The organism is Catenulispora rubra (assembly GCF_015356825.1).
Taxonomy (GTDB): Bacteria; Actinomycetota; Actinomycetes; order Streptomycetales; family Catenulisporaceae; genus Catenulispora; species Catenulispora rubra.
Window position 1 is genome coordinate 22,792 of record NZ_JAACYW010000099.1, and the last position, 12,616, is coordinate 35,407.

Annotated in this window: 8 protein-coding genes; 3 read left to right on the forward strand and 5 right to left on the reverse strand. The window is 70.1% G+C overall.

What is annotated here, in order from left to right; genetic code table 11:
- Nucleotides 1–77: 77 nt before the first annotated feature.
- The 4 genes from cimA to GWK61_RS25565 form a co-directional block, all read right to left on the reverse strand.
- A complete protein-coding gene (gene cimA, locus GWK61_RS25550; protein ID WP_194911999.1) occupies nt 78–1,676 on the reverse strand; it encodes a citramalate synthase in 1,599 nt (532 codons plus the stop codon).
- Nucleotides 1,677–1,909: 233 nt separating this feature from the next.
- Entirely contained in the window at nt 1,910–3,199 is a 1,290-nt protein-coding gene (locus GWK61_RS25555; RefSeq protein ID WP_323747750.1) for an MFS transporter, read from the reverse strand.
- 78 nt (nt 3,200–3,277) lie between these two features.
- On the reverse strand, nt 3,278–4,375 hold the full coding sequence (locus GWK61_RS25560; protein ID WP_194912000.1) for a branched-chain amino acid aminotransferase: 1,098 nt from the start codon (nt 4,373–4,375) through the stop codon (nt 3,278–3,280).
- Nucleotides 4,376–4,605: 230 nt separating this feature from the next.
- Entirely contained in the window at nt 4,606–5,682 is a 1,077-nt protein-coding gene (locus GWK61_RS25565; protein ID WP_194912001.1) for a 3-isopropylmalate dehydrogenase, read from the reverse strand.
- 432 nt (nt 5,683–6,114) lie between these two features.
- On the opposite strand from GWK61_RS25565, the gene GWK61_RS25570 reads away from it, so the two are divergent.
- Nucleotides 6,115–6,957 (forward strand): class I SAM-dependent methyltransferase, encoded by an 843-nt coding sequence (locus GWK61_RS25570; protein ID WP_194912002.1) that lies wholly within the window; start codon nt 6,115–6,117, stop codon nt 6,955–6,957.
- 124 nt (nt 6,958–7,081) lie between these two features.
- On the opposite strand, the gene serA is transcribed toward GWK61_RS25570, so the two are convergent.
- A complete protein-coding gene (gene serA / locus GWK61_RS25575) occupies nt 7,082–8,674 on the reverse strand; it encodes a phosphoglycerate dehydrogenase (protein WP_194912007.1) in 1,593 nt (530 codons plus the stop codon).
- A gap of 237 nt (nt 8,675–8,911) precedes the next feature.
- Between serA and GWK61_RS25580 the strand changes: the two genes are divergently transcribed.
- Complete coding sequence (locus GWK61_RS25580) at nt 8,912–10,066, forward strand: Mrp/NBP35 family ATP-binding protein (protein ID WP_194912003.1); 1,155 nt, start codon at nt 8,912–8,914, stop codon at nt 10,064–10,066.
- A gap of 59 nt (nt 10,067–10,125) precedes the next feature.
- Nucleotides 10,126–11,136, forward strand: coding sequence for an aminoglycoside phosphotransferase family protein (locus GWK61_RS25585; protein WP_194912004.1), 1,011 nt, complete (start codon nt 10,126–10,128; stop codon nt 11,134–11,136).
- The last annotated feature ends 1,480 nt before the right edge of the window (nt 11,137–12,616 follow it).

Sequence of the window (12,616 nt, forward strand, 5' to 3'; positions counted from 1 at the left end):
AGATAACCGAGATGAGAGCGGGAATCATCACCGATCGGGTCAATAGCCTGCCTTTCGGAGGACTTATGAAGGCCTCTTCAGAGCACTGTCTCACCGTTGGCGAGCAGACCAAAGGTCACCGCGTCGACGAGTGCCTGCCAGGACGCCGTGATGACGTTCTCGTCCACGCCGACGGTCGACCATTCCGTGGTGCCGTCGGAAGTGGTGATCAACACCCTGGTACGGGAGGCCGTGCCGTGGTCGCCGGTCAGGATCCGCACCTTGTAGTCCATCAGCTCCAGACCCGCCAGCGCCGGGTAAGCGGCGGCCAGCGCGGTGCGCAGCGCCGTGTCCAGGGCGTTGACCGGGCCGTTGCCCTCGCCGGCGGCGAGCACCTCCTCGTCCTTGACCTTCAGCTTCACCGTCGCCTGGTTGACCACGGCGCCGTCGGCCAGCTGCTCGGCGAAGGTGCGCCAGGACAGCACCTCGAAGAAGCGCACCGGCGCGCCGCTGAGCTCGCCGCGCAGCAGCAGCTCGAAGCTGGCGTCGGCGGCCTCGAAGGAGTAGCCGTGCGCCTCCAGCTCCTTCACCCGGTTGGTCACCCGGCTCAGCGTGTCGGGCTCCGCGGACAGGTCGAAGCCGAGCTCGCGGCCCTTGAGCTCGATCGAGGCCCGGCCGGCCATCTCCGAGACCAGCATCCGCATGTCGTTGCCGACCAGCTGCGGGTCGATGTGCTGGTACAGGTCGGGGTCGACACGCACCGCCGAGGCGTGCAGCCCGGCCTTGTGCGCGAAGGCCGACAGCCCGACGTAGGGGGCCTGCGGGTTCGGCGCCAGGTTGGTGACCTCCGCGACCGCGTGCGCGATCCGGGTCATCTCGGCCAGCCCGGACGGCGGGATCACCTCGCGGCCCAGCTTGAGCTGCAGGTTGGCGACCACGCTGAACAGGTTGGCGTTGCCGGAGCGCTCGCCGTAGCCGTTGGCGGTGCCCTGCACGTGGGTCGCGCCGGCGTCGACGGCGGCCAGCGCGTTGGCCACCGCGCAGGCGGCGTCGTCGTGGGTGTGGATGCCGATCCGGGTGCCGGTGGCCTCGCGCACCTCGTGCACGACGTCCGCGAGCTGCGTCGGCAGCATGCCGCCGTTGGTGTCGCAGAGCACGACCACGTCCGCCCCGGCCTCGGCTGCGGTGCGCAGGCACTCCAGGGCGTAGGCCCGGTCGGCCAGGTAGCCGTCGAAGAAGTGCTCGGCGTCCAGGAACACCCTTCGCCCCTCGGCCCGCAGGTGCTCGACGGTGTCCCGGATCATCGCCAGGTTCTCCTCCAAGGTGGTCCGGAGCGCCAGGTCGACATGCCGGACATGGCTTTTGGCCACCAGCGTGACGATCGGCGCCCCGGACTCCCGCAGCGCGGCCACCAACGGGTCGTCGGCGGCCTTCACGCCGGTCCGGCGGGTTTTGCCGAACGCGGCGAGCTGCGCGTGCTTCAGGTCGAGCTCTGTTTGAGCCCGCCGGAAGAACTCCGTGTCCTTCGGGACGGCCCCGGGCCAGCCGCCCTCGATGAAGCCGACGCCCAACGAGTCCAGGTGCCGGGCGATGGTGAGCTTGTCGGCGACGGCGAGGGTCAGGCCCTCCTGCTGGCTGCCGTCGCGCAGGGTGGTGTCGTAGACGTGGAAGGACTCGTAGTCGCCTTGTGCGGACATGCCCGGGGCTCCTCGGCTGTGCAGGCTTCATAGATAAAACAGAAAAAACAGGCTGTGCTCTTGTCCGAAAACAAAAAGGCCCCCCGTGGGAATCCACGAGAGGTCTGCGCGCTGGCGGTGGGCAGTGGGTTATCGCTGCTCCGGTGCCGGCGCGCACGCCGTAATAATCTGCGGCTGATGCTGCATGGCATCAACAGTGCCACAACTCCTTGTGGCTGGGACAGTGCGTCTCGTCATCCGGGATCCGGCGCGGTCGGCACGTCCCGCATGTGCCGCAGCGGCGAGAAGAACACCCAGGCCACAGCCGCGTAGCTGCCGATCACCGCGATCCACAATGTGGGCCGCAGCCCGAACCAGGTGCCGACCACCCCGCCGAGCAGCGCGCCCAGCGGCATGGTGCCCCAGACGATGAACCGGACGCTGGCGTTCATCCGCCCGAGCAGCGCGTGCGGGGTGATCGCCTGCCGGTAGGAGACCTGCGCGACGTTGTAGACGACCGCCATCATCCCGAAGAACGCCAGGCCGGCGGGGTAGAACAGCACGCCCCAGCCGGGTGTCGCCAACGGCGCCAGGAACGCCGGGAGCCCGAGCGCCAGCGGCGCCAGCCAGATGATCCGCGCGCTGCCGAAGCGGTCGGCCAGCGGTCGGGCGACCAGGCCCCCGACCATCCCGCCGACCGCGGCCAGGGTCAGCACCAGACCGACACCGCTCGGCTTGAGGTGCAGCACCCGGACCATGAAGGGGATCTCCACGGCCAGGAGCATCGCGCTAAACAGATTGCTGGTGCCGGTGCAGGCCACGACCTTGCGCAGGATCGGATGCCCGACGACGAAGTGCAGCCCCTCCTTGATGTCGTCCCGGATCCTTCGTTCCTTGTGATTGGCGTGCGGCGGCGGCTCCGGCGTCCGGATCAGCAGCAGCGACAGGGCGGACAGCCCGTAGCTGGCCGCGTCGGCGACCAGCGCCCGCGCCGCGCCGAGCGCCCCGACCAGCACGCCGCCGAGCGAGGGCCCGGCGAACTGCGCGAAGGACTGCGTGACGCCGAGCTTGCCGTTGCCGTCGACCAGGTCCTCCCGCTCCAGCAGGGTCGGCAGGTAGCTCTGGTAGGCGACGTCGAAGAACACGGTCAGCACGCCGGCCAGCAGCGCGACGATCAGCAGGTGGAGGTAGGTCAGGTGCAGGCCGGGAAGCGTCGCCAGCGGCACCGAGGCCATCAGCAGCAGCCGGCCCAGATCGCACCACATCATCAGCCGGTGCTTCGCGGCGCGGTCCACCATGGCCCCGGCCGGCAGCGCGACCAGCAGGAACGGCACCGTGCTCATCGCGGTGAGCAGGCCGACCTGGAACGTGCCGGCGTCCAGCAGCACCACGGCGGCCAGCGGCAGCGCCAGCACGGTGATCGAGCTGCCGATCTCGCTGACCGACTGCCCGCCCCAGAGCAGCAGGAAGTCGCGGTGGCGCCACAACGAACGACGGGGCGCGGAGTCGGTCAGGGTCTGTGTCGCTTTCGAAGGCTGTGTCACCTTTAAAGGCTGTGTCACTCCCCGACCTTCTCGCGCGCCCCGCTCGCTTTCAACCGATAAACGATGAAAACCCCGCCACTAGGCGATCTTGCGCAGCCAGTGGTGCAGGTCGGGGGCCTTGCCGGTCTGGATGTCGAGCAGCGCCTCGCGGATCTTCAGCGTCACCGGGCCCGGCTCGCCGTTCCCGATGGCGAACTCGCCGTCCTTGCCCTTGACCTTACCCAGCGGCGTCACCACGGCCGCGGTGCCGCAGCCGAACACCTCGGTGATCTCGCCGGAGGCCACGCCGTCGCGCCACTGCTCGACCGAGATCGTCCCCTCTTCGGCCGGGATGCCGAGGTCGGCGGCCACCTTGAGCAGCGAGTCGCGGGTGATGCCGGGCAGCAGCGAGCCGGTCAGCGCCGGGGTCATCAGCCGCGCGTCGGCGCCCTGGCCGTAGACGAAGTAGAGGTTGTTGCTGCCCATCTCCTCGACGTACTTGTGCTCGAAGCCGTCGAGCCACACCACCTGGTCGCAGCCCTGCTCCACGGCCTGGGCCTGGGCCAGGAAGCTGGCCGCGTAGTTGCCGCCGCACTTGGCCTCGCCGGTGCCGCCCTTGACCGCGCGCACGTAGTCCTCGGACAGCCACACCGTCACCGGCTGCACGCCGCCGGCGAAGTAGGAGCCGGCCGGGCCGGCGATCAGCATGAACAGGTACTCCTTGCTCGGCGAGTTCACGCCGAGGCCGACCTGCGTGGCGAACATGAAGGGACGCAGGTACAGGCTGCGGCCCTCGCCTTCGGGCACCCACTCGCGGTCGGTGCTGACCAGCACGTCGATGGCGGCCAGGAACAGGTCCTCGGGCAGCGCGGGCATCGCCATCCGGGCCGCGCTGCGGTTGAAGCGCGCGGCGTTGGCGTCGGGGCGGAAGGAGACGATCTGGCCGTCGTCGGTCCGGAACGCCTTCAGGCCCTCGAAGATCTCCTGGCCGTAGTGCAGGACCGAGGCCGCCGGGTCCAGGCTCACCGGGCCGTAGGCCTCCAGGACCGCGTCGTGCCAACCCTTGCCCTCGGTATAGCGGATCGTGACCATGTGGTCGGAGAAGATCTGGCCGAACCCGCCGACGGCCTTCAGCGCCTCACGCTCTTCGACGGGCTTGGGGGTGCTGCTCGGCTTGAGTTCGATGGTCAGTGACATCTCGCGCGTCCTCCTTGACGGCCTCGACGGCCAGCTCTGGCCCGGTGTGCAGCCGAGGTGCGCAGCTCGCAGCGCCCCTCCCAGGGAAAATCCCATTATCTGAGACGTTACCCCAGGAGCGCAGCGAGGCATACCTCGGCTCACGCCCTGGCGCGGGCGTGACGCAGACCGGCCTGGCATCCTTCTGCCGCCAGGCCGGTCTCCGGGTGTGGATGTGTTACAGCGGCGTGTTACAAACCGGCGGCCTTGGCCGCCAGCGCGTCGCCGATCTCGGAGGTCGTCCGCGGCGCTGTCTGCGTGGCGCGCTCGGTGAGGTCGGCCTCGACGGCCGCCTCGATCCGGCGCGCGGACTCGGACAGGGCCGGGCTGGCCTTGGTCCGTCCGAGGTGGTCCAGGAGCAGGGCGGCGGAGAGCACCGCGGCGGTCGGATCCGCCTTGCCCTGCCCCGCGATGTCCGGCGCCGAGCCGTGTACGGGCTCGAACATCGACGGGAACGTGCCGGTGACGTCCAGGTTCCCGGAGGCCGCCAGCCCGATGCCGCCGGTGACCGCGGCGGCGAGGTCGGTGATGATGTCGCCGAACAGGTTGTCGGTGACGATCACGTCGAACCGCTCCGGCTGGGTGGCCAGGAAGATGGTCGCGGCGTCGACGTGCAGGTAGTCGGTGGCCACCTCGGGGAACTCCGCGGCGACCTCATTGAAGATCCGGCTCCACAGGGAGCCGGCGAAGACCAGCACGTTGGTCTTGTGGACCAGCGTCAGCTTCTTGCGCGGCCGGGCCTGGGCCCGGCCGAAGGCGTCGCGCACCACGCGCTCGACCCCGTAGGCGGTGTTCAGGCTGACCTCGGTGGCCACCTCGTGCACGGTGCCCTTGCGGATGGTCCCGCCGTTGCCGGTGTACGGCCCCTCGGTGCCCTCGCGGACCACGACGAAGTCGACCGCGCCGGGCTCCTTCAGCGGGCCCGGTACGCCCGGGAACAGGCGCGAGGGCCGCAGGTTGACGTGGTGGTCGAACGCGAAGCGCAGCTTGAGCAGCAGCCCGCGCTCCAGCACGCCGGAGGGCACGCTCGGGTCGCCGATCGCGCCGAGCAGGATCGCGTCGTAGCCCTTGAGATCCTCGAGCACCTCGTCCGGAAGCGTCTCGCCGGTGGCATGGTAGCGGCGGGCCCCGAGGTCGTACTCGGTGCCCTCCACCTTCACGTCCTGCGGCAGCGCGGCCTGCAGGACCTTCAGGGCCTCGGCGGTGACCTCGACGCCGATGCCGTCGCCGGGGATCACGGCCAGCCGGATGGAAGAGGGTGCTGTCATGGTCCTACGGTAGACCGTGTCTCGATGGGCAAGCTGCGAGTGTTCGCTATCTGGACGGCAGGCCGCTCAGCGGCTGCGCCGGTCCAGCGCCTGCTGCAGCGCCTCGCGGGCGGCCGCGGCCGCCTCGGAGGACGCGGCGGAGGTGTGACGGGGACGGCGGGTGCGGGTCATGGCGGACTCCAGACAGGATCGTGATGCGGAATTGTCGTCAAGAGGAGGACGACTCCGAAGGGGTGCCGGAGTACAGCTGAGAATCGACTACCGCGGTAAGGGTGGCCTGCGGCGCAAGGAAAACACTAGGACATCCGACTAAATCTTGTCTGCGCCGCGGGCGGATGTTCTTACGATGTGAGACCACCGCGAAGCGCCCCACTCCGTCCGTGTTCGCCGTCGGAGTGCCGCTTCCACCCCGGCGGCGAAGAATCAGGAGCTATGAGCAAGGCCCCCGCGCACAGCCACGGAACCCGCGCGCACCAGCCCGAACAGCCCCGCGAACGCTACGGCGACCGCCTCTTCCGCCCGGAGCGCCTGACCACGGAGCTCCCCCGCCTGTCGGCCCTCGCGGCGATGTACGACGAGCACACGTTCCGCTGCCTGGAGGCCCTCGGCGTGTCCCCCGGATGGCGGTGTCTGGACGTCGGCACCGGCCCCGGCCACGTGGCCCGCTGGCTAGCCGCCGCCGTGGCCCCGGAGGGCACCGTGACGGCGCTGGACCGCAGCACGCGGATGCTGCACACCTCCGCGAACCCCCCGAACCTCGAAGCCCTGGAGGCCGACGCCCTGGACGCCGAACCGGGCCGGTACCAGTACGACCTGGTGCACTGTCGCATCATGCTGATGCACACCCCGCAGCGCGCCGCCCTGCTGGCCCGGCTGGCCTCCTGGGTCCGCCCCGGCGGCTGGCTGATGGTCGGCGACGACGTGGACTTCGCCACCCACTCCTCGGCGCACCAGGCGCTCCGCCAGACCTTCACCGCCATGCGTCGCATGCTGAACACCACGATCGGCACCGACTTCCACTTCGCCCGCGACTACCCGGGCCGGCTGCGCGACCTGGGCCTGACCGACATCGGCGTGGACGCCGCGACCCCGGTGCTGCGCGCCGGCGCCGCGGCGAACGAGTTCTGGCTGCGGACCTGGGACCAGCTGTGGCCGCGGATGGAGCTCGACGAGGCGGTGTACCGGGAGGCGCGGCGGCTGTTGCAGGATCCTGAGGTGGTGGACCTGTCGCTGACGCACATCACGGCCTGGGGCCGCCGGCCGCTGGCCGACTGAGACGGAGAACGCGAGTGGCCCCGCCGGTTTCGGCGGGGCCACTCGCTTCAGTCACATCAGGGTCTCAGTCACCTCAGTGCCTCGGTCACATCAGTGCATCAGCCCTCAGCGAAACGCGCAGTGCTCAGTTCTCCAGCGAGATGCTGTGCACCGCGGTCGCGCCGATGGCGGCCTTGATCTCCTCCAGCAGCCCGGCCGGCACCACCGAGTCGACGGTCAGCGCGACCAGCGCCTCGCCGCCCTTGGCGGCGCGGGCGACCTGCATGCCGCCGATGTTGATGCCCGCCGCGCCCAGGACGCCGCCGAGCTGGCCGACCACGCCGGGGCGGTCGGTGTAGCGCAGGAAGAGCAGGTGCTCGGCGATGGTGACGTCGAGCTGGAAGTCGTCGACCTCGACGATCTTCTCCACCAGGCGCGGGCCGGTGACGGTGCCGGAGACCGACACCACCGAGCCGTCGGCCAGGACGCCGCGGACCGTGGTCATGTTGCGGTAGTCCGGGCTGTCCGAGCTGGTGGTCAGGCGCACCTCCATGCCGCGCTCGGTGGCCAGCAGCGGGGCGTTCACGTAGGACACCGAGTGCTCGACCACGTCGGCGAAGACGCCCTTGAGCGCGGCCAGCTCCAGCACCTTCACGTCGTGCTGGGTGATCTCGCCGCGGACGATCACGTCCAGCTGGGTCGGCGCGGCGCCGGCCAGGGCGGTGAAGACCCGGCCCAGGCGCTCGGCCAGCGGCAGGCCGGGGCGCACGTCCTCGGCGATGGTGCCGCCCTGAACGTTCACCGCGTCCGGGACCAGCTCGCCGGCCAGCGCCAGGCGCACCGACTTGGCCACCGCGATGCCGGCCTTCTCCTGGGCCTCGTCGGTGGAGGCGCCCAGGTGCGGGGTCACGACCACCTGGTCCAGGTCGAACAGCGGGGACTCGGTGCACGGCTCGGTGACGAACACGTCCACGCCGGCGCCGCCGACCCGGCCCTCCTTGATCGCGATGGCCAGCGCGGCCTCGTCCACGATGCCGCCGCGGGCCGCGTTGATGATCCGCACGCCCGGCTTCACCTTGGTCAGCGCCTCCTCGCCGATGAGCCCGAGGGTCTCCGGGGTCTTCGGCAGGTGCACGGTGATGAAGTCGGACTCGGCCAGCAGCTCGTCCAGGCTCACGACCTTCGCGCCGAGCTGCCCGGCCCGGGCCGGCTGCACGTACGGGTCGTAGGCCAGCAGCCGCACGCCGAACGGCGCCAGCCGCTGCGCGACCAGCTGCCCGATCCGGCCGAAACCGACGATGCCGACGACCTTCTCGTCCAGCTCCACGCCGGTGAACTTGCTGCGCTCCCACTTGCCGGACTTCAGCGAGGCGTTGGCCTTGGGGATGTGCCGCGCGGTGGCCAGCAGCAGCGCGATGGCGAGCTCGGCGGCCGAGGTGATGTTCGAGGTGGGGGCGTTCACCACCATGACGCCGGCCTTGGTGGCGGCGCCGACGTCGACGTTGTCCAGCCCCACGCCGGCCCGCGCGACCACCTTCAGCCTGCCGGCCACGGCCAGCGCCTCGGCGTTCACCTGGGTCGCGGAGCGGACCAGCAGGGCGTCGGCCTCGGGCAGCGCGGCGAGCAGTTCGGCGCGGTCGGCGCCGTTGCAGTGCCGGATCTCGAAATCGGGGCCGAGCGCGTCGACCGTGGCCGGCGACAGTTCCTCGGCGATCAGGACGACGGGTTTCTCGGACACCACAGGCTTCGTCACGACAGCTCTTCCTTCTCGCAGGTCAGGAGTGAATTCGCCCGGATTCCACGACGCTGTGATGTGGGCTGTACGCGATTCAATATAGCCCTTGGGTGGTGCGTCTCACGTCTGTCGCCGCGTAATGAGACGGGGTGTCGGTTGTACACAATGGAGTGTTGTGCGTGACGCAGCGCATACAAGGCGGCCTCCGTCGCCGCGCTGGGAAGACGTAGCATCGTGTGCATGAGTATCACCGTCGAGCACGGGATCACCGAGGACGCCATCCACAACGCGCTCTCGAAGGTCCAGGACCCTGAGATCCACCGCTCCATCACCGAGCTGGACATGGTGAAAGAGGTCCACGTCGCCGCCGACGGCGCCGTCCAGGTGGCCATCTTCCTCACGGTCGCCGGCTGTCCGATGAAGGACCGGCTGACCAACGACATCAAGCGCGAGGTCGGCGCGATCGACGGCGTCACCGCGGTCGAGGTCGAGCTGGACGTGATGAGCTCCGAGCAGCGCGACGCGCTCAAGACCAAGCTGCGCGGCGGCCAGGTCGACCGCGAGATCCCGTTCGCCCAGCCCGGCAGCCTGACCCGGGTCTACGCGATCGCCTCCGGCAAGGGCGGCGTCGGCAAGTCCTCGGTGACCGTGAACCTGGCCGCGGCGCTGGTCGCCAAGGGCCTGAAGGTGGGCGTCGTGGACGCCGACATCTACGGCCACTCGATCCCGCGCATGCTCGGCGTGACCGAGCCCCCGACCCCGATCGACGACATGATCCTGGCGCCGACCGCGCCCTCGGGCGTGAAGGTCATCTCCATCGGCATGTTCACCCCGGGCAACTCCCCGGTGGTGTGGCGCGGCCCGATGCTGCACCGCGCGATCCAGCAGTTCCTCGGCGACGTCTACTGGGGCGACCTGGACGTGCTCCTGCTGGACCTGCCCCCGGGCACCGGCGACATCGCCATCTCGGTGGCCCAGCTGGTCCCGAACGCGGAGATCCTGGTGGTCACCACCCCGCAGCAGGCCGCCGCCGAGGTGGCCGAGCGCGCCGGCACCATCGCGGTGCAGACCCGCCAGCGCATCACCGGCGTGATCGAGAACATGTCCTGGATGCCCTGCCCGCACTGCGGCGAGCAGGTGGACGTCTTCGGCAGCGGCGGCGGCGAGACCGTGGCCGAGGCGCTGACCCGGGCCACCGGCACCAAGGTCCCGGTGCTCGGCCAGGTCCCGATCGACATCCGGCTGCGCGAGGGCGGCGACAACGGCCAGCCGCTGACCCTCTCCGACCCGGAGTCGCCGGCGGCGCAGGTGCTCATCGGGATCGCCGACAAGATCGCCACCCGGAGCCGCGGGCTGGTGGGGATGTCGCTGGGCGTCTCGCCGGTACGCAAGTAGCCCGGCAGCTCGCAGGACTCAGCAGCTCGCAGAACACTGAGTGCGTGCCACGATGAGGCATGCACTCAGCGCCTCCCCTCGGCGACGAGCTGATCGCCCGCCTCGGCAGCCCGAAGCGGGTGCGATCGCTCGCCAGCAGCCCGCGCTCGGAGGTCTGGCGCGCCACGCTCGGCGGCACGCCGGCGGTGATCAAACAGCTCGTCGCCGGCCCCGGCGCGGAGGAGCGCTACGCCCACGAAATCGCGGCGCTCCAGGCCGCGTCGGCCCTGCGACCGGCAGTGGTGCCGCAGCTCCTCGGCACCGATCCGGCCGAGCGTGTGCTGGTCACGGAGTACATCGAGGAACAGAAGCCCGCCGCAGACTGGGTCATCGGCTATGCCGCAGCACTGGGCCGCTTGCACAGCACCCCGACCGACGGTGTCGACCTGCCGACATGGTCCGGGCCGACGAACGCGGATGTCGAGGCGTTCCTGAAACTGGCCGCATGGCTCGGCACGCCGGCGCCGGACTCGGTCGGCACCGAACTCGACGCGATGCTGACCCGGCTCGCGACCCGTTCCGCCCACGCAGACCTCCTGCACGGAGACCCCTGCCCGGCCAACGATCTGCACACCCCGGACGGCGTCCGCTTCGTCGACTTCGAGCAGGCCTCGCTCGGCGACGGCACCGTCGAGCTGGCCTACCTCCGCATCGCCTTCCCGACCTGCTGGTGCGCGACCGCGCAGCCGCCCGAGCTGCTCGCCGAAGCCGAGGCGGCGTATGCCGAAGCCACCGGCCGCGCGATCGACGAGCACGAACTCGCCGACGCCTGCGCCGGCTGGACGATCCGCGGCGACGCCCTGGTCCAGCGCGCCCACCGCGAGACGACGGACCACCTCGCGCGGCTGACCGTCGAGGACTGGAAGTGGTGGAAGGTCAGCGCCCGCGACCGGCTCGCATACCGGCTCGGCGTCGTCGGCCGACTCGGCGACGGACCACTCCGCGAGACGGCACAGCTCGCAGCGCGGATGCGCGAGGCGATGCTCCAGCGCTGGCCGGGGTTGCGGCCGCTGCCGACGAAGCGCCCCTGAAGAAGCGGCGCTTGTGGGTGCTGATGGTGGGCGGGGTGCGGTTGGTGTGTGGGTTTACAGGCTTACAGGCGTTTTTTGACGGCTTCGCGCAGGGTTTGATGACCTCGCAGGGGAACGCAGTTCGGTGGTGCGTGGTGGGTTGCGCTGGCGGCTGGCCGGTGTCCGCGTTCACGACCGCGCGCCGGTCCGAGTCACTGCGCACGCGTCTGGTCTGGCGGCCGTCTGCCGCGTGTGGTGGGTGCCGAAGATCAAAGTCAAGAGCAGGCGCCTCCGGCGAGGGCCTCGGCTCGGAGGGATGACCAACCCCGCGCGCAGGCGGCGGTCCGAGTTGTGGTCACCGCTGTCCTGGATCCCTCGTCGCTGACGTCGCCCGGAGGGAACCAGCCCGGCCTGCAATGCCGCGTAGTTAAGGATTCTGGAGCCTTGTCAAATAGGACAATTTGACCCTCAGTGCTGTTCGATATACCCGGATTGCCATATCTCGGCGACCGCGAGGGCGTCGCATCCAAGGGCCCACCTGGTCAAATTGACCACATTTGACAGCGGGCCAGAACCCTTAACTACGCGGCATTGGCCCGGCCTGGCGGTGTCAACCCGGACCCTTAGCTGCTGTGGTCCGGTCTCGTCCGGGCTGACACCGCCAGTCCGGGCTGGTTGTGCAAGCACCGCCGACAGCGACGAGGGATCCAGGACAACCCCAGGTGCGTGTAAGAAGGATCCACCGAACGACATGGCACGTCGCGCTGGCCTGTCGCGTTGCGCGGCTGTGGGGCGCCGGATCCGCTCGGGGTCGGCGGGCTGGACTCACCGGTTCGACTGCTGCCCCACCGCAGGCTGCCGGTATCGCAGGCCACGTCCACTGGTGGCGGCGGTCTGGGTTGGTGAGGCGGCAGCGTAGCCGGTGCCGTGGTGAGGGGGTCCGAAGGACCATGCGGGGGTTTGGTTCTGGGTCCCTCGCCGCGTCAGCGGGCGCAGCCAACCTGCCCGGTTTGGCGGTGTCAAGCCGGACGGAGCCGGACCACAGCAAGTGTGATGCGGCTTGATTCCGCCAAACCGGGCTGGTTCCGTTTACGGCGATGACGCGGCGAGGGACCCAGAACCCGGCGACCACAAGCAGCGACCGCCACCCAACAACGCGGCGCAGGCAACAGCGGACAGAAAGCCGAACAGTCGCGGGCCGCCGGCAAACCGTCGGACGCGCGGGTCGCCCCCTCGTCGAGGAGGCCCGCCAGAGGCCTCAAGGCACCCACCAAACGCGGCAGACAGCCGCCCACATGACGTGTGCGCAGTGACTCGGACCCATGCGTGGTCGTGTACGCCAAAACCGCCAGCCGCCAGCGCAACCTGCGGGGCACAACCGAACTGCGTCCCCCCGCGAGGTCACCAAACCATGTGCGAAGCCGTAAAAAACGCCTGTAAACCACACGCCAACCGCACCCCGACCACACGCCAAACCACCACCCCACCCCAACCCCAACCC

Excerpts from the sequence above, each read along its gene's own strand:
- cimA (WP_194911999.1), bottom strand. The coding sequence starts at position 1,676 with ATGTCCGCACAAGGCGACTACGAGTCCTTCCACGTCTACGACACCACC.
- GWK61_RS25560 (WP_194912000.1), bottom strand. The coding sequence starts at position 4,375 with ATGTCACTGACCATCGAACTCAAGCCGAGCAGCACCCCCAAGCCCGTC.
- GWK61_RS25565 (WP_194912001.1), bottom strand. The coding sequence starts at position 5,682 with ATGACAGCACCCTCTTCCATCCGGCTGGCCGTGATCCCCGGCGACGGC.
- GWK61_RS25570 (WP_194912002.1), top strand. The coding sequence starts at position 6,115 with ATGAGCAAGGCCCCCGCGCACAGCCACGGAACCCGCGCGCACCAGCCC.
- GWK61_RS25580 (WP_194912003.1), top strand. The coding sequence starts at position 8,912 with ATGAGTATCACCGTCGAGCACGGGATCACCGAGGACGCCATCCACAAC.
- GWK61_RS25585 (WP_194912004.1), top strand. The coding sequence starts at position 10,126 with ATGCACTCAGCGCCTCCCCTCGGCGACGAGCTGATCGCCCGCCTCGGC.